Here is a 16202-nt window from a genome sequence, read left to right on the forward strand (position 1 = left end):
CACATTGGTTCGTCTTGTTCAGTTTTCAAAGGTCTTTGTCGCTCTCGCGCGACAACTATATTAGTATATCATGACCTACCCTTACTGTCAACACTTTTTTCAAAAAATTTTATTTTTTTGAAAGTTTTTTTACTTATATAAAAAATCAGGAGCATGAATGCTCCTGATTCCTCTATAATTTAATTGATGTTTTCAATCTCTTTTTGATCTCTATTCTTTTACTTCCAATAGACCGATGTCTCCATCTTCTCTACGGTAGATCACATTTGTTGTGTTGTCTTCTGCATCACGATAAATGAAGAAGTCGTGTGCTAATAGATCCATTTGAAGGATCGCTTCATCTAAATCCATTGGCTCTAGATCAATTGTTTTTGAGCGAACAACTTTTTCTGTGGTTGCTGCTTCTTCTACAACTGCATCGGTAAACAATTTACCTGCACCAGATTTAACACGATTTTTCTTTTCGATTTTTGTTTTATTCTTACGAATTTGACGTTCAATTTTATCTACAACCAGATCAATTGAACCGTACATATCTTGAGAGACATCTTCTGCACGCAGTGTAACAGATCCAAGTGGAATGGTTACTTCTACTTTTGCGGTCTTTTCACGGTAAACTTTTAAGTTTACTCGAGCGTCTAGCTCTTGATCTGCCTGAAAATATTTTTCAATCTTTTCGAGTTTAGAAACGACATAGTCGCGAATGGCTTCTGTTACTTCTAGGTTTTCACCACGGATACTATATTTAATCATATTAGTACCTACTTTCTAAACATTATGTTTTTATTTATATGTATATTATAACGCTTTCATAAAGTTTTTGCAAATCTTTTTTTACCTTGCGATTGAAAATGTCTTTATTTCTTTCACACCTTTTTCAATTAGTAGGCGCTTCATTAACTCGATTGTTTTGCCCGTTGTGTAGATATCATCAAAGATAAGATATTTCTGCTTTTTTGAAACTTCTTCTTTTAATTGAAAGTGTTGAGAGGTTTTTAATCTTTCTTCTCTTGTTTTTTTTGATTGGGCTAAGCTGTCTTCTTTTTGGAAGAGACTGCTGTACTTTATTTCTGCAAAATCTAATATAGTCGAAACCTGATTAAATCCTCTCTCCTGCTTTTTTTCATGGCTGATTGGAGTCGGTATTATCGTATAGCTTTTATACTTTTTCAAGGCTTTTTTGATTTCACTTGCAAATACCATTCCTAATAAACGATCTCCTTCAAATTTATATCGCTTGAAATAGTCCTTCATTGCTGCATTATATCTATATAATGCTTCATGTTGGACCATATTCCCCTTTTGTATCCAGTATTCGCAATCTTTACATACTTTCTCCTCCTTATCTTTATAACATCTAGGACAATGGATTTCGCCAATTTGTTCGAAGTCTTTTTTGCATTCTTTACAAATCCATTCTTCTTGTTGATTCATAAAAATAAGGTCTGTGAAATGTTCACCAGTTTTCAACTCTTTCGTACAAAGCAGACATTCTTTCAAAATCCAGCCTCCTGATTCATTTCCTTTATTTCCTTAACCGCTTTCTTCATTTCTCGTGTTATGCCATCTGATAGAAAAAGTAGTTTACCTGTTGGTCTTTCTTTACTTCGACCGACTCTTCCTGAAATTTGTACGAGGGTACTTTTAGTAAATAATTTATGATTACTTTCTAAAACAAAGACATCTACAAACGGAAAGGTCACTCCTCTTTCTAAAATAGTTGTAGAGACTAGCATGGTTATGGCTCTGTTTCTAAACTCTTCTACCATTCGTAGACGGTCTGTTGTCTGTGAGGATACAAAACCTACTGTTTCTTTGGGAAAGTATTTTTTTAAGTTCTCAGTAAATTGTTGTCCTAATTCTATTTCAGATACAAAGATTAACAATGGGTAGTGAGTCTGTCTTTGCTTCTTGATCAGTTGCAATAGTTCGTAGGGGATTTTTCCTTTTTCTATTTTTTTTCTCATTTTCGATACCCATTTTATTTCAGGGACCACTAGCGGGTTCCCATGAAATCGTCTTGGAAGGATATAACGGATGATCTCTTTTTTCTTGACCTTTTTATCTAACTCATCTGTTGAAGTTGCGGTTAAATAAAGGGTGTTCCCTTCTTTTTTTATCGCATTCTGAGCTGCTTTGTATAACATCGAATTGTCTACATAGGGGAAAGCATCTACCTCATCTATAATAAGGAGATCAAAGGCCTGATAAAACTTTAGCAATTGATGGGTTGTAGCGATCACTAAAGGTGTTCTAAAATAGGGCTCCGATTCTCCATGAAGTAAAGAGATGGGGCAGGAAAAATCTTCCTTCATTCTTCCGTACAATTCTATACAGACATCGATTCTTGGGGTAGCAATACAGACTGCTTTTCCTGCCTTGATCGCTGTTGCTACAACCTGATACATCATTTCCGTTTTTCCAGCTCCTGTCACAGCATGTACCAAGGCATGTTTTCCTGCTTTAACTGCTTGGATAAGTCCTTCAGATACCTCTTGTTGATAGGAAGTCAAGGTCCCTTTCCAGTTTAGCACCTCTTGACCTTCAAAGTCTCGCTGTGCAATAGTATAAAGTTTTTGATCACTCCGGATCCTTCCCAATTGGATACAGGCTCTACAATACAGCACCTCCTCACTCAACTTCCAAAGTTTCTGATCAATCAAACTGCCACATCGAAAGCAATGGTACCTTCCATTCTCTTTTTCTATAGCTGGAAGTTCTTGGGCAATTTCTTTTAGATCATTTGTCATTTGACTCTCTGTTAAGAGTCTTCCATAAGAATCTTCTATCTTCATACTTATTAATTCGCAAAAGTTGGAGAAAATCATTCTTTTTTTGTAAAATAAGAATATGGAATATGTTACATTTAAAGAGAACGGCACTGTTCAAGAAGAAATCAAAAAATCAAAATTCATTTGTCATGTCAAGCGAGTCTCCTCTGAAGAGGAAGCTAGAGACTTTATCAATGCCATCAAAAAGGAACACTATAAGGCTACGCATAACTGCTCTGCTTTCATCATTGGAGAACAAAGTGATATCAAACGGACCAGTGACGATGGAGAGCCTAGCGGAACAGCTGGGGTACCGATGTTAGGAGTTTTGGAGAATCATCGCATCACTAATAGTTGCGTCGTGGTTACCCGCTATTTTGGAGGTATTAAATTAGGCGCTGGCGGTCTGATTCGTGCTTACGCTGGAAGTGTTGCACAAGCAGTTCGAGAAATTGGACTGGTAGAAATCAAAGAGCAAGTGGTTCTTGGGATCACACTTTCTTACTCCCAATACCAAGAATTTGCTAATTTCTTAAAAGACCATCAATTGGCGGAACAAGATCCGATGTTTACAGATCAGGTGATGACAACCATTTTTGTGGATAAAGAAAACACAAACTCTATCACAGCGGCTTTAGTCGAATTTTACAATGGCAAAGTCATTATTGAGGACCAAGGAATTCGTGAGGTTGAAGTACCCCTGCTTTCTGTAGAAAAATAATTAACAATACTATCGGCAACGATAGTTTTTTTTTATCACACCCATAAAATTTCTATATTTTACATTCTTCTCACAAGGGACTATACTTGTTAGTATTAAGAAAACTAGAACTGAGGTATATTATGGCTATTTATGAAAATATTACAGAATTGATTGGGAACACTCCGATTGTCAAATTGAACCGTCTTGTTCCTGAAGGAGCTGCAGATGTCTATGTCAAACTCGAAGCTTTCAACCCTGGATCATCAGTTAAAGACCGGATTGCTTTGAGCATGATTGAAAAAGCTGAAGCGGATGGCTTGATCAAACCAGGTGATACCATTGTCGAAGCAACTAGTGGGAACACAGGTATTGGCTTGTCATGGGTTGGCGCAGCTAAAGGCTATAAAGTTGTGATTGTCATGCCTGAAACCATGAGTGTGGAACGTCGTAAAATCATCCAAGCCTATGGAGCTGAACTCGTTTTGACTCCTGGAAGTGAAGGAATGAAAGGCGCCATCGCTAAAGCTGAAGCAATCGCTGCAGAAAGAAATGGCTTCCTTCCTCTTCAATTTGAAAACCCTGCTAACCCAGAGGTACATGAAAGAACAACAGGACAAGAAATCGTTGATGCCTTTGGAAAAGATGGTTTAGATGCTTTTGTCGCAGGTGTTGGTACTGGTGGTACTGTTTCTGGTATTTCTCATACTTTGAAAAAGAATAATCCCGCTGTCAAAGTCTATGCCGTTGAGGCCAATGAATCTGCAGTCCTTTCTGGCGAAAAACCTGGTCCACATAAAATCCAAGGGATTTCAGCTGGTTTTATCCCAAATACTTTAGACACTAATGCATATGATGGTGTTCGTCGCGTATCTTCAGAAGAAGCTTTCGAACTTGCACGCGCTATTGGTGGTGCTGAAGGATTCTTAGTCGGTATCTCAAGCGCAGCTGCTATCTATGCTGCTATTGAAGTCGCAAAAGAATTGGGAAGCGGTAAAAAAGTTCTTGCTCTTGCACCAGATAATGGAGAACGTTACCTTTCTACTACCCTTTACGAATTTGAATAATTCTCTACATCAAAAAAACTTCGATAGGTTTCCTCAACCTATCGAAGTTTTTATTTTTTTTCTTGTTTGCTAAAGAATACCTTTCCTTCTTTGACCCAGGTCGGCATCTGTTGAGCTAAGGGCGCAAAACCACTCTTGTGGCGGTCATTTGAAAAACGATGGTGTCGAATGCTTCGTTGTGGTGTTTCTTCTAGTGTTCTCAGAGAGAGGCTGGCTTTCTTAGAATATTCATCAACATCGATGACTTGGACAAAGACCTTCTCCCCAATCGACAGAATATCATGAATATTACTTACATAACCACTTCGAATCTCTGAGATATGAATCAAGCCCGTCACACCCGACTCTAGTTCGACAAAGGCGCCGTAAGGTTGAATTCCTGTGATGGTTCCTTCTAACTTATCTCCAATTTTCATATTAGTCCTCAATTTCGATGGTTTCAATCACGACATCTTCTACTGGCTTATCCATCATCCCTGTCTCAACAGCCGCGATCTCATCCAACACAGCAAAAGAAGCTTCATCCATCAATTGACCAAATACTGTATGACGTTGATCTAGGTGAGGAGTTCCCCCTTCTGTCGTATAGATTTCTGCGATTTTTTCAGGCCAGCCACCGCGGACCAATTCCTTTTTCGAATATGGAAGATGTTGATTTTGTACAATAAAGAATTGGCTGCCATTTGTGTTTGGTCCAGCATTTGCCATCGAAAGGGCTCCGCGAATATTGTACAATTCTTTTGAAAACTCGTCTTCGAAGCTCTCCCCATAGATGGATTCACCACCCATACCTGTGCCTGTTGGATCTCCCCCTTGGATCATAAAATCTTTAATAATCCGATGGAAAATGACACCATCATAATAGCCAGACTTAGCAAGAGCTACAAAGTTTGCAACTGTTTTTGGCGCTTGATCCGGGAACAATTGAATGTTCATCTCACCGTGATTGGTTTTGATCACAGCGACAGGACCGTCAACCGTAGCAAGTTCCAACTGTGGTAATGTCAATTCTTTTTCAACCATATTTAACTCCTCTAAGGCATAGAATATGCCATCTTCTTCTAAATTCTTAGTGATATAATCAGCTTTTTCTTGTAACTCTGGGGCAGATTTTCCCATTGCGATACTAATTCCAGCGTAATCAAACAGTTCTAGATCATTTAATCCATCCCCAAATACTAAAACATTCTCTGGCTTCAAGCCCAAATGATTTACAAGATGAGAAACTCCTGAAGCTTTTGAAGCTTCAAAGCGAACAACATCTGACGAATGGGGATGCCACGAAACTAGGCGCAAGTTCTCTTGCAAAGAAGGGGGCAACTCTAGCTCACTATCCTGTTCATCAAAGGTCCACATTTGGAAAATAGGTTCTTTCAAATGCAGATCTGGATCTACTGGTAAGTTTGGATAAATGATGTCAATAGCATCACTGATCAAGGGTGTCCGATTAGACAGGGCAGCTTGATGACTAGCCACTAACCCATAATCAATCTCGGATTCTTTGGCCCAATCCACAAAAGAAGAAACGATTGCTTCATTGATTGGTGATTGGTAGATCACAGTTCCTTTTGTATCTTCTATATAGGCACCGTTTAAGGTTACTAGAAAATCAGGCTTTAAGTCCATGATTTCAGGAACAACCCCAAAAATCCCTCTACCGGTTGCAATCCCTGTTCGGATTCCTTTTTCTTTCAACTGATGAAAGACTTCTTTGACAGATTCTGGGATCAATCCAGTTTCTTTTGCACGTAATGTATCATCAATATCAAAAAAGACGATTTTAACTTTTTTGGCTTTATAACGTAATTTTGCGTCCACTTGTCTCCCCCTTATGATCATGCTCTATTATAGCATGTTTCCTTTTAAAAATCTTCTTGATTCACCAGATGGTGTCGAAAGGCATAGACGACTGCTTGCGTCCGATCACTGACTTCTAATTTGGATAAGATGTTGGAGACATGGGTCTTCACTGTTTTTAAAGAAATGAAGAGTTCATCTGCTATTCGTTGATTTTCATATCCTTTCGTCAATAAAGCCAGAATATCTCGTTCTCTAGCTGTCAAATCATCATGCAATTCAGCATGGTTCTTTCGTGACTCAACTTTTTGACTAACTTCTGTCTCAATTGCAAATTCTCCCTTTGCAACCTTTCTGACAGCCTGTAAGATCTCAGTTGCTGACGAGGTCTTTAAAATATATCCTTTTGCACCGGCATCTAAGACAGGGTAAATCTTTTCGTTATCTAAATAAGACGTCAAAATGACAATTTTAGCTTCCGGCCACTCTTTTAGGATGGCTAGAGTCGCATCGATTCCATTTAGCTCTGGCATCACAATATCCATGATGATGACGTCTGGTCTTTCTTTCAGCGCCAACTCCACCCCTTCTTGCCCATTTTTCGCCTCTAAGACTTTCTCAATATCGGTTTGCATGGACAAAAAGCTTTTCAATCCCAATCGGACCATTTCATGATCATCTACTAATAATACTTTCATACAGTTTCCTTTTCATTTTTATCTTTTACAAGGAGGGGAACACGAATATCTACAGCCACTCCCTTTTGAGGACTCGTTCTTATTTTAATGGTCCCCGCCATGTCTTCTACACGTTCTTGAATATTTTTCAACCCATAACTCAATCGTTCCAATTTTTCCTGCTCAAAGCCGATTCCATCATCCACCATCCGTAAATGAAGTTGTTTTCCTTCCTGATGCAAAAAGACATCCATTTGTTGAGCTCTAGCATGTTTCAAGGTATTGCTGACAATTTCTTGGACGATTCGAAATAGATGTTCTTCCATATCTTTTGGAATGCTCACGTCATTATGATGGAAGACAACTGTTAGGTTACTCTTTTCCTTCAATTCTCTAAAAATCATCTCCATACCTTCTACCAAACTTTTTCCTTCCAATTCTGTAGGACGAAGATGTAAGAGCAAGACGCGTAAATCATTTTGGGCTGTCCCTAGAATATCTGACACACCATTTAGTTGCTGCTGGATCTGACTTTTCTCTAACTCAAGGGCCTGTGCTGCCACTCCAGATAAAATCATATTGGCTGCAAACAACTCTTGACTAACCGTGTCATGTAGATCACGCGCAATTCTCTTACGCTCGATTTCCACAATTTCTTCCTCATTTCGCATCACACGATTTTCACTTTTTTGTAAATTTTCTTCTAGTCGAAGCAATTTGCTGTCCAATAAATCTAACTGTTGATTCAATTCTTTGGGGGCAATTTCTTTTCGCTGTGAAGCAGTCAGGATCGCTTCTACCTTTTGTTGTACTGCATGAACCGTTACAAATTGCGTGATTTTAATAATTAAGATAACCAAAGCCGTCAATGCAAGCGTCAGACTAAAAATCAAAAATAGGAATGATTGAAGCAAGGAAAGATCTGAGAGAAGTTTGCCCCACTGAAAACCAACAAAATGGAAAATGGTATGACAAATGACCGCAACCACCATTAGGGAATAGAAATACAATAGGAGATAGTCTAATTTCTTCATGCGCGAAACACCTCAACATCCCCAACAATACCAACTAACACAATTTTTACAGAACGGTGCGATCTCCGATAATGTGCCGTTTCAATATCTATGGTTTCATTCCTCATTTTACGGACAGGAAGATCCAAAAACTTCAGATCTCCATACAAGGTGTTAATTTGTAAATGCAATTCCAAATCAATCGGTAAGATAATTTTTGTATTTCCAAACCCTTTCCGAATGATCACTACATTGTCCCAATTGCAAATGGCTACCTCCTCTAAATGGAGGGTGTCATTCCCAAAAACTCGGATCACATTCAGATCTCGATACCCTCGACTTTGCTTTGAAAAATGTTGTAAATCACCAATCCATCGAGTTTTTTCCTGACGAATTTTCGTATCCTCTTCAACATCAAACACAACTGCTTCATTTTCCTTATACATATAAGGGTAAGCAATCAATAAACCATAAACCACCGCAAATAAAATGGCTGCAATCACAAAAGGATTCAGCATCACGATAAAAAACAAGAGCACACTCAGCGCGATTAATAGAAAATTCGCTTTTTGTTTGCCAAAATAGTAATACAAAAGGAGCAAAAAGAGAACCATCAAGACAACAAATCTGGAAAAATCGATTGATAAAATGGTGATCGCTGCTAATGTTAACAAAACGGCTTCAACGAAAATAAAAATTTGTATTTTCCACATAGTCTACCTCATCTTTTCCTATTTTATCAAATTTTTCCTCATTTGACTTCCGTCTGTGGGTGGATAATAGCAGACAATCAAAAAGACCCAGAAATCCATCTGAGTCTTAGACTGATTTATTAATCTCCACTAGTTGCACTACTGCTTGAACTTTCTGTATCTGATCGTTCACCAGAGGATGAACTAGATGTATCAGAACTTGATGAGGCTTTCGTACTTGAAGAAGCTGTCACTTTAGGCTCATATACAGTCAAAACAATTCGTGTTCGGTTAATATCCACCGTACTCGAAACTTCTGGAGTTTGACTGACAATTTGACCGGCAGAAACAACTACCCCATCAGGGAGATGTTCTGTTTTTCTTAATTCGATATTGGCTTCTTTAATACCATAGATCTCAATCAAATTACTTCTAGCAAAATCATAAGTTGATCCAACATAGTTTGGCATTTCAATTGAAGTCGTTTCTTTCGCTACTTTCAAAACAATCTTAGTTTTTGAATTCAGAGAATATTGCTCTCTTGGAGCTGGAGTTTGTTCAAGAACTGTCCCTGCAGCATAATCGAAGGTCTCAACTTCTTCAATCGTGATCATTTTGCTTGATACTTTATAAGTATTTTTCAAATCTTCTTCTGCTTTTGCCCGTGTTTCACCCACGTAATTTGGCATTTCAAAGCTGTTTGGTCCTTTTGAAACAATCAAATCAATTCGACTTTGTTCTTTCTTTTGGGCCCCTGCATTTGGATTGGTTCGAATGACATAGCCTTCTGCAACCGAATCACTGTACTCTTCTTTCTCTTCACCGACTTGAAGGTCTTGTCCCTCAATAACCGCTCTAGCTTCGGCAATGGTTTTGCCGGAAACATCTGGAACGGTTTTATTGGCTGGGCTCATATACAACAAGAAAGTAAAGGCAGCAAGAACTAGGGCAATGGCAACAAACAAGACCTTGTAGCGCGCCCGCAAGCGTCTTCTTGGCTTTTTACTTGGTGCCATGGTCTGCTGGTCAGATAATGGTCGATTAGGATCTACCGAACTGATTTCACTGCGTACCTCAGAGATTGGAACAGGAGCCGTCTTTGGAGTTGGACTCACTCTTGGAAGAGTCTTTGTATCAGCTTTCGATTGATCTTCAAAAATCAGTTTTTTCTCATTTCTTCTCTCGTAGGACAAGCAACTTGAAAGGTCCACATACATCTCTGCCACTGATTTATAGCGATCCGTCAGTTTTTTAGCTGTCGCTTTGATCACCACATTTTCTAAAGCTTGTGGAACATTCTTATTTTCTTCACGAATAGATGGGAGTGGCTTTTGAAAATGCTGCAAAGCAATTGTGACTGCACTATCTCCATCATAAGGAATGTGTCCTGTCAACATCTCATAGAAAATGATCCCCATAGCGTAGATGTCACTTTGCACCGTAGCTTTTGATCCACGCGCCTGCTCAGGGGACAAATAATGAACCGACCCCAACATCGAGTTGGTCTGGGTCAAGCTAGTCTCTGCGAAGGCCACTGCAATCCCAAAGTCTGAAACTTTTGCTGTTCCATCTGGTGTCAAGAGGACATTCTGTGGTTTTAAATCTCTATGGATAATGCCACGCGTATGGGCAAGACGCATAGCTAGAAGGATCTGCCCCATCAAACGAACAGCTTCTTCATTTGATAAAGGAGCATTTTCTTTGATATAGCGTTTCAAGTCTAAACCTGCAACATATTCCATTGCAAGGTATTGTTGTCCTTCTTCTTCGCCAATGTCTGTAATCCGAACGATATTTGGATGGTCCAGCTCTGCCATCGCCTTTGCTTCACGCTGAAAACGCGCAACCGCAATGGGATCCGTCTGGTAATTCGTACGCAGTACCTTGACTGCAACTTCTTCCCCATCTAAAATCAAATCACGCGCAAGATAAACATCTGCCATCCCGCCGCGTCCAATTTGTTGGATGATTTTATATCGCCCGGCAAAAATTTTGCCGATTTGAATCATGCTGCGTCCTCCTCAGTAAAGTGGAGCAGTACAACAGTGATATTATCCAAGCCTCCAGCATTATTGGCAAAACGAATCAAGGTTTGAGCTTTTTCTTCCAGTGAAACATCACTCAAGACAATATCTCTGATTTCATCCGGGCCAATCATATTAGTTAAACCGTCACTATTGATCAAAATATAATCATCTGCTTCAACCGTCACCAAACCATAATCCGGCTCCAACTCATCTTTTTGGCCAATGGACTGAGTGATGATGTTACGTTGAGGATGATGGGCTGCTTCTTCCTCTGTGATTTGACCTGCTCGCAAAAGAGCATTTACAAGAGAATGATCACTGGTCAACTGCTGGTATTCGCCCTGACGAATGAGGCCAATCCGCGAATCTCCAACATGGGCATAAATCACTTGTCCTTCTACAAAAGCCAAAGCTTCCAGTGTCGTTCCCATTCCTTTGTGCTCATCATCTTGCCCAGCTAAATGGATCCGACGGTTCACAGCTTCTAAATGTTCTGCAAACCATTCCCGTACTTGATTAACCGTCTCGATCTCAGAAGAAACCCAAGCCGCACCTAGGTCTGTGACTGCCATTTCACTAGCAATATTTCCGGCACGGTGTCCTCCCATACCATCAGCAAGTAAAACCATAGATTTTCCTGCCTTGTTTTTATATTGATTTGCATAGTCTTGGTTATTTGTCCGTCTTTGACCTACATCGGTTAAGATCGTAATATCCATACTGTCAGTTTCCTCCTGATATTATGAGATTCTCTTAAAACGACTGATAAAGAAGCCGTCGCTTCCATATAATTCGGGTGTAATAAGGATACAATCATTTTTAAGAATATCTTTTCTTTCGTGATCCAATGGGACTTGTTCGAAATTTGGATGGTTTTTCAAAAATTGGTCCACCACTTCAAAATTCTCTTTACCCATAATTGTACACGTACTGTACACTATTATACCACCTTTACGCACACTTTGACAAACACTATCCAGAATGGCCAATTGAATAGCTTGTAAAGATACAAAATCTGCACTCTCTTTATTGTACTTGATATCAGACTTTCTCCGGATCAAACCAATCCCTGAACAAGGCGCATCCACCAAAATTTTATCGAAAGCATCAGGTCCAAATGTTTCAAAGACTTTTGTCGCATCTAACTTCTTTGTCAAAATTTTGTCCGCAACATGGAGCCGATTAGCATTTTCTTGAATCAATTTGAGCTTATGGTCATAGAGATCCAAGGCTGTGACTTTCCCAGTTGTGAGATAAGAAGCCAGGTGAGTCGTCTTTCCACCTGGCGCCGCACAGGCATCTAAAACCCACTCATCTCCTTGCAAATCCAAAGCCGGTGCCACCAATTGACTGGACTCGTCTTGAATAGTAATGTGCCCTTCTTTGAACAAGGAATGCGCTGCAAAATGTCCCTGTTCTTTCACGAGAGCAGAGGGAGCAAGTAGAGAGGAGGTTGCTTCGAGTAGCTGCGCTAACTCTTCTTTTTCGTCTAGATTAATCACACGAATACTGGATTTATTACGTTGATAGAGACTCTTAAAAATAGCGCCAGCACGTTCTTCACCGTATTCTTCGATCAATGCTTTGACCAACCATACGGGTAGGGAATACTCTACCGAATAACGTTTGTTCTTTCGCTTGATCGTATCAATAGCTGGTAGTCCCTCGCGGAGGAGCTTTCTAAGAATAGCATTGACAAACTTCTCACTGCCTTCTTTACGACGTTTTGCTATCCGGACAGCTTCATTGACGATGGCATGATCGGGAATTCGGTCTAAATAGACAAGTTGATACAAACTCATCATCAAAAGATAATAGAGCCAAGGATCTAATTTCGTCCGGTCTTCAATTACGTGGGCGAGATACCACTCGAGCGTTATCTTCCGTGCTACAGTACCGTATACAACTTCCGTAACAAAGCTTCTATCTTTATCTGAAAGTTGAGAGTGTTCTAGCGCTTGATTTAGGGCAATATTAGAATAAGCTCCCTGCTCAAAAACCTCTTCTAGCACTCGAACGATCTGTTCACGCGCATTCATTTGTTTAACTTCCAAAGTGATCTCCTACTTTCAATTGACGGCCAGCGCCATTCAAAAAGTCTGTGATGGACATTTTTGGTTTTCCTGCTGGCTGCACAACTTTAAGGGACAATGCGCCTTCTCCTGCAGCGACCAGCAACTCTTTTTTGGTCAAAGCAATCACTTCTCCTGGATTTCCATTTCCTTCGCATAGCTCTGCTTCATAAATTTTAAAGCGTTGCCCATTTAATAACGTATGAGCGACCGGCCAAGGATTCATCCCTCGGATCTGATTAAAGACTTGGCGATTGGTTTTGGTCCAGTCCAAAACCTCTTCTTCCGGTAAAATATTCGGTGAAAATGTGACCAAACTTGGATCTTGTGGACTTGGCTTGATCTCCCCTGCCAGGTAAGCTGGCAAAGTATCTAGGAGTAAGTCACGTCCAAGGACTGCCAATTTTTCAAACAAAGTTCCCACATTGTCCTCATCTAAAATTGGGAGAGAACGAGCTGCAATCATGTCTCCGGCATCCATTTCCTTGACCATTTCCATAATTGTAACCCCAGCTTCTTCGTCACCATTGATCAGGGCATAGTGAATGGGAGCTCCACCTCTATATTTAGGTAATAAAGACGCGTGGACATTCACCGCAAACTGAAAGTTCTCCAACAATTTTGTCGGTAAAAATTGTCCAAAAGCAGCGGTCACAATTCCATCTGCATCTAGTGATAAGAGAGTTTCCATTTCTGGACTACCCGATAATTTCTCCGGCTGAAGAACCGGTAGTTGATGTTCCAAAGCTACCTGCTTCACCGGGGTCATTCGAATCTCTTTTTTGCGACCTACTTTGCGGTCTGGTTGAGTCACAACTGCCAAAATTTCATAGCGCGAATCTGCTAACAATCCCTTTAAAACCGTCGCTGAAAAATCAGGCGTTCCCATAAAAATTAATTTTGTCATTTCTTTCTTCCTTACATAAAACTTTGAGGTTCATTATCAATACTGACACGTAGATCTTGGTTGCCTCTTTCTTGTGTAAATTCTAAGATTTGATTCAAGACCTGAGTCATGCCTTCTTCGAAACGATATTTCACAATGATTTGATAATGATACAAATTATGTGTGCGTGCAATTGGTTTAGGTGTTGGTCCTAAGATTTGGACCTGATCAGATAAGCCAGATCGGAGAATTTCCATGACCTGATGTGACTTCTCCATCACCATTTCCTCACTCTTATGAGATAGGGTTAGCCCAACTGTGAAGTAATAAGGCGTATAGCCTAACTGCCGGCGAATCTGCATTTCATAGGCAAAAAAACCTTCATAATCTTGGTCTTTGGCAAATCGAATCGCATAATGATTGGGGTTGTAGCTTTGAATGATAACCTCTCCTTCTTTCTCTGCTCGTCCGGCCCTTCCTGCCACCTGAGTCAAGAGTTGAAAGGTTCTCTCAGAGGATCGATAATCCGGTAAATTTAAAGAAGTATCCGCATTCAAGACACCCACTAAGGTCACATTTGGAAAATCCAATCCCTTCGCAATCATTTGCGTCCCTAACAAAATATCCGCTTCTCCATTCCCAAAAGCATCTAATATCGCTGCGTGGCTCCCCTTTTTTCGAGTGGTATCCACATCCATGCGCAGAATTTTAGCTTCAGGAAAGATCTCTTGTAATTCATCATAAGCTTTTTGTGTTCCTGTCCCGTAATAACGAATGGAAGGACTTTGGCAATTTGGACAGTGTCGAGGAATCGCTTTACTATAGCCACAATAATGACAGTTCATGGTTTTAGTATCCATGTGGAGGGTCAAAGAGATGTCACAATTGGGACAAGTATCTACAGTTCCACACTCGCGACACATGACAAAACTGGAATAACCACGGCGGTTCAACATCAAGACAACCTGCTCTTTTTTCTGCAAGCGATCAGCAATAGCTTCCACTAGAACCGGAGTGAAGTTACCAGCTTCATTTTGGCCAATATAATCACGGAAATCAACGACTTTAACTTCTGGAATTTTGGCTACCGGATTGGCCCGCTGGGTTAGACGAATTAATTCATAAACCCCTTTTGTTGCACGAGCCCGTGATTCTAGACTTGGAGTAGCAGATCCAAGAAGCAAGACTGCTTGATTGTACTGAGCCCTTAGGACTGCGACTTCCCTTGCGTGGTAGCGTGGATTACTATCTTGTTTGTAGGAAGCCTCATGCTCCTCATCAATGATGATGGCTCCGATGTTTTTCAAAGGGGCAAAGATGGCTGAGCGTGCTCCAACGACTACCTTGGCCTCCCCACGTTCAACTTTTCGCCATTGATCATACTTCTCACCATTTGATAAGCCCGAGTGCAGAATAGCTACTTCCTGACCAAAACGAGAGATAAAACGATCCGTCATCTGTGGCGTCAGGGAAATCTCAGGAACCAACATAATAGCCGTTTTCCCCTTATTTAGAACTTCCTGAATAATCTGCAGATAAACTTCTGTTTTCCCACTTCCAGTCACACCTTCTAATAAAAAAGGCTTTGATGTTTTCCCAATTTGAGAAACTACTCTTTCTACAGCTTTTGCTTGCTCTGAATTTAAAAGCAGAGCCTGGGTCTGTTCTTTGCCTTCATAATATGCAGCCGCCCGATTCACTTCTCGTTCTGTTATTTCTAAAACACCCTGATCAATAAAATAAGCCACTACTTCTCGTGAAAAATCCTGATACAATCCTGCTAAGGGTTGCTCCCCTTGCTCTAGTAACAGGCGCTCTTTCAATGCTAGCCTTTTTTTAGCTCTCGCTGATAGTTGAAGTTCTTTTAATCCTTCCTGGTTAACGCGATACCATTTTTCTGTTTTAATTTGTTTCTTATCCTTGGCCTTGTATTCAAGTACCAAATCTCCTTTTCTGACCAACCGCATCACTTGGGCTTGATCGGCTGCATCTAGAGAAGAAAAAGAAACTTCATTTTTTGCACCAAAAAGTTTTATTTTGAGAGTGGGATCTAAAGAAGGTTGAGGATACAAAATCTTATCATAACTCGAATTGAGGAGAGAAGGAAGCATGGTTTTTAAAATCGTGATCTTATAAGAAAAAACACTTTTTCGTAATTGATCCGCCAACCAAAACTGCTCTTGATTTAAGACCGGAGTGTAATCCAAGACCTCCACAATCGCTTTTAATTCCTCGCTTGTGTCTGCCTCTTCTAAAACATCTACCACAATCCCTTGAATGAGGCGATTCCCTTTACCAAAGGGGACATGAACTCGCATACCTGCCTCCACCATATCCTCAAATTCTGATGGGATCTGATAAGAATAGGGTTTATCTGTCTGCATCAATGGGACATCTACGATGACTTTTGCTATCACTTTTTCACCTCCAGCCTCTATCATATGAGCTTTACTTTATCACGGAACCCTTTAAATAGCAAAAAATAAGATTGAGAAGCCCC

Annotated in this window: 15 protein-coding genes; 2 read left to right on the forward strand and 13 right to left on the reverse strand. The window is 40.1% G+C overall.

Annotated features, from left to right (window positions below; all coding sequences use genetic code 11):
• Positions 1-210: 210 nt before the first annotated feature.
• The 3 genes from hpf to GMC92_RS06820 all read right to left on the reverse strand — a co-directional run bounded on the left by hpf (position 211) and on the right by GMC92_RS06820 (position 2795).
• Complete coding sequence (hpf, locus tag GMC92_RS06810) at positions 211-753, reverse strand: ribosome hibernation-promoting factor, HPF/YfiA family (RefSeq protein WP_155200045.1); 543 nt, start codon at positions 751-753, stop codon at positions 211-213.
• Between the two features lie 81 nt (positions 754-834).
• Positions 835-1500 (reverse strand): ComF family protein, encoded by a 666-nt coding sequence (locus GMC92_RS06815; protein ID WP_155200046.1) that lies wholly within the window; start codon positions 1498-1500, stop codon positions 835-837.
• Positions 1497-2795, reverse strand: coding sequence for an ATP-dependent helicase ComFA (locus tag GMC92_RS06820; protein ID WP_155200047.1), 1299 nt, complete (start codon positions 2793-2795; stop codon positions 1497-1499). Before GMC92_RS06820 ends, GMC92_RS06815 begins: the two co-directional genes overlap by 4 nt.
• Positions 2796-2850: 55 nt before the next feature.
• On the opposite strand from GMC92_RS06820, the gene GMC92_RS06825 reads away from it, so the two are divergent.
• Entirely contained in the window at positions 2851-3492 is a 642-nt protein-coding gene (locus GMC92_RS06825; RefSeq protein WP_021154565.1) for a YigZ family protein, read from the forward strand.
• A gap of 122 nt (positions 3493-3614) precedes the next feature.
• Positions 3615-4538, forward strand: coding sequence for a cysteine synthase A (cysK, locus tag GMC92_RS06830; protein ID WP_003004014.1), 924 nt, complete (start codon positions 3615-3617; stop codon positions 4536-4538).
• A gap of 50 nt (positions 4539-4588) precedes the next feature.
• On the opposite strand, the gene GMC92_RS06835 is transcribed toward cysK, so the two are convergent.
• The 10 genes from GMC92_RS06835 to GMC92_RS06880 form a co-directional block, all read right to left on the reverse strand.
• Positions 4589-4954, reverse strand: coding sequence for a S1 RNA-binding domain-containing protein (locus GMC92_RS06835; RefSeq protein WP_023920312.1), 366 nt, complete (start codon positions 4952-4954; stop codon positions 4589-4591).
• A gap of 1 nt (position 4955) precedes the next feature.
• Positions 4956-6356 (reverse strand): bifunctional Cof-type HAD-IIB family hydrolase/peptidylprolyl isomerase, encoded by a 1401-nt coding sequence (locus GMC92_RS06840; protein WP_021154563.1) that lies wholly within the window; start codon positions 6354-6356, stop codon positions 4956-4958.
• A gap of 44 nt (positions 6357-6400) precedes the next feature.
• Entirely contained in the window at positions 6401-7033 is a 633-nt protein-coding gene (locus GMC92_RS06845; protein ID WP_021154562.1) for a response regulator transcription factor, read from the reverse strand.
• Positions 7030-8046 carry an envelope stress sensor histidine kinase LiaS gene (locus GMC92_RS06850; RefSeq protein ID WP_021154561.1) on the reverse strand — a complete coding sequence of 339 codons (1017 nt, stop codon included), beginning with the start codon at positions 8044-8046 and terminating at the stop codon, positions 7030-7032. The genes GMC92_RS06845 and GMC92_RS06850 overlap by 4 nt, the downstream gene beginning before the upstream one ends.
• Positions 8043-8738, reverse strand: a complete 696-nt coding sequence (gene liaF, locus GMC92_RS06855; protein WP_021154560.1) for a cell wall-active antibiotics response protein LiaF — start codon at positions 8736-8738, stop codon at positions 8043-8045. The genes GMC92_RS06850 and liaF overlap by 4 nt, the downstream gene beginning before the upstream one ends.
• A gap of 119 nt (positions 8739-8857) precedes the next feature.
• Positions 8858-10726, reverse strand: coding sequence for a Stk1 family PASTA domain-containing Ser/Thr kinase (gene pknB / locus GMC92_RS06860; RefSeq protein ID WP_155200048.1), 1869 nt, complete (start codon positions 10724-10726; stop codon positions 8858-8860).
• Complete coding sequence (locus GMC92_RS06865; protein WP_021154558.1) at positions 10723-11463, reverse strand: Stp1/IreP family PP2C-type Ser/Thr phosphatase; 741 nt, start codon at positions 11461-11463, stop codon at positions 10723-10725. The genes pknB and GMC92_RS06865 overlap by 4 nt, the downstream gene beginning before the upstream one ends.
• A gap of 21 nt (positions 11464-11484) precedes the next feature.
• Complete coding sequence (rsmB, locus tag GMC92_RS06870; RefSeq protein ID WP_155200049.1) at positions 11485-12798, reverse strand: 16S rRNA (cytosine(967)-C(5))-methyltransferase RsmB; 1314 nt, start codon at positions 12796-12798, stop codon at positions 11485-11487.
• Entirely contained in the window at positions 12788-13723 is a 936-nt protein-coding gene (gene fmt / locus GMC92_RS06875) for a methionyl-tRNA formyltransferase (RefSeq protein WP_023920305.1), read from the reverse strand. Before fmt ends, rsmB begins: the two co-directional genes overlap by 11 nt.
• Positions 13724-13734: 11 nt before the next feature.
• Positions 13735-16143, reverse strand: a complete 2409-nt coding sequence (locus GMC92_RS06880; protein ID WP_037599925.1) for a primosomal protein N' — start codon at positions 16141-16143, stop codon at positions 13735-13737.
• Positions 16144-16202: the final 59 nt, after the last annotated feature.

This window comes from Streptococcus parasanguinis (assembly GCF_009717775.1).
GTDB classification, from domain to species: Bacteria; Bacillota; Bacilli; order Lactobacillales; family Streptococcaceae; genus Streptococcus; species Streptococcus parasanguinis_AG.

Bases quoted from the DNA above. Each gene is read 5' to 3' on its own strand.
- hpf (WP_155200045.1), bottom strand. From the start codon at position 753: ATGATTAAATATAGTATCCGTGGTGAAAACCTAGAAGTAACAGAAGCC.
- GMC92_RS06820 (WP_155200047.1), bottom strand. From the start codon at position 2,795: ATGAAGATAGAAGATTCTTATGGAAGACTCTTAACAGAGAGTCAAATG.
- GMC92_RS06825 (WP_021154565.1), top strand. From the start codon at position 2,851: ATGGAATATGTTACATTTAAAGAGAACGGCACTGTTCAAGAAGAAATC.
- cysK (WP_003004014.1), top strand. From the start codon at position 3,615: ATGGCTATTTATGAAAATATTACAGAATTGATTGGGAACACTCCGATT.
- GMC92_RS06835 (WP_023920312.1), bottom strand. From the start codon at position 4,954: ATGAAAATTGGAGATAAGTTAGAAGGAACCATCACAGGAATTCAACCT.
- GMC92_RS06845 (WP_021154562.1), bottom strand. From the start codon at position 7,033: ATGAAAGTATTATTAGTAGATGATCATGAAATGGTCCGATTGGGATTG.
- GMC92_RS06850 (WP_021154561.1), bottom strand. From the start codon at position 8,046: ATGAAGAAATTAGACTATCTCCTATTGTATTTCTATTCCCTAATGGTG.
- liaF (WP_021154560.1), bottom strand. From the start codon at position 8,738: ATGTGGAAAATACAAATTTTTATTTTCGTTGAAGCCGTTTTGTTAACA.
- pknB (WP_155200048.1), bottom strand. From the start codon at position 10,726: ATGATTCAAATCGGCAAAATTTTTGCCGGGCGATATAAAATCATCCAA.
- GMC92_RS06865 (WP_021154558.1), bottom strand. From the start codon at position 11,463: ATGGATATTACGATCTTAACCGATGTAGGTCAAAGACGGACAAATAAC.
- fmt (WP_023920305.1), bottom strand. From the start codon at position 13,723: ATGACAAAATTAATTTTTATGGGAACGCCTGATTTTTCAGCGACGGTT.
- GMC92_RS06880 (WP_037599925.1), bottom strand. From the start codon at position 16,143: ATGATAGAGGCTGGAGGTGAAAAAGTGATAGCAAAAGTCATCGTAGAT.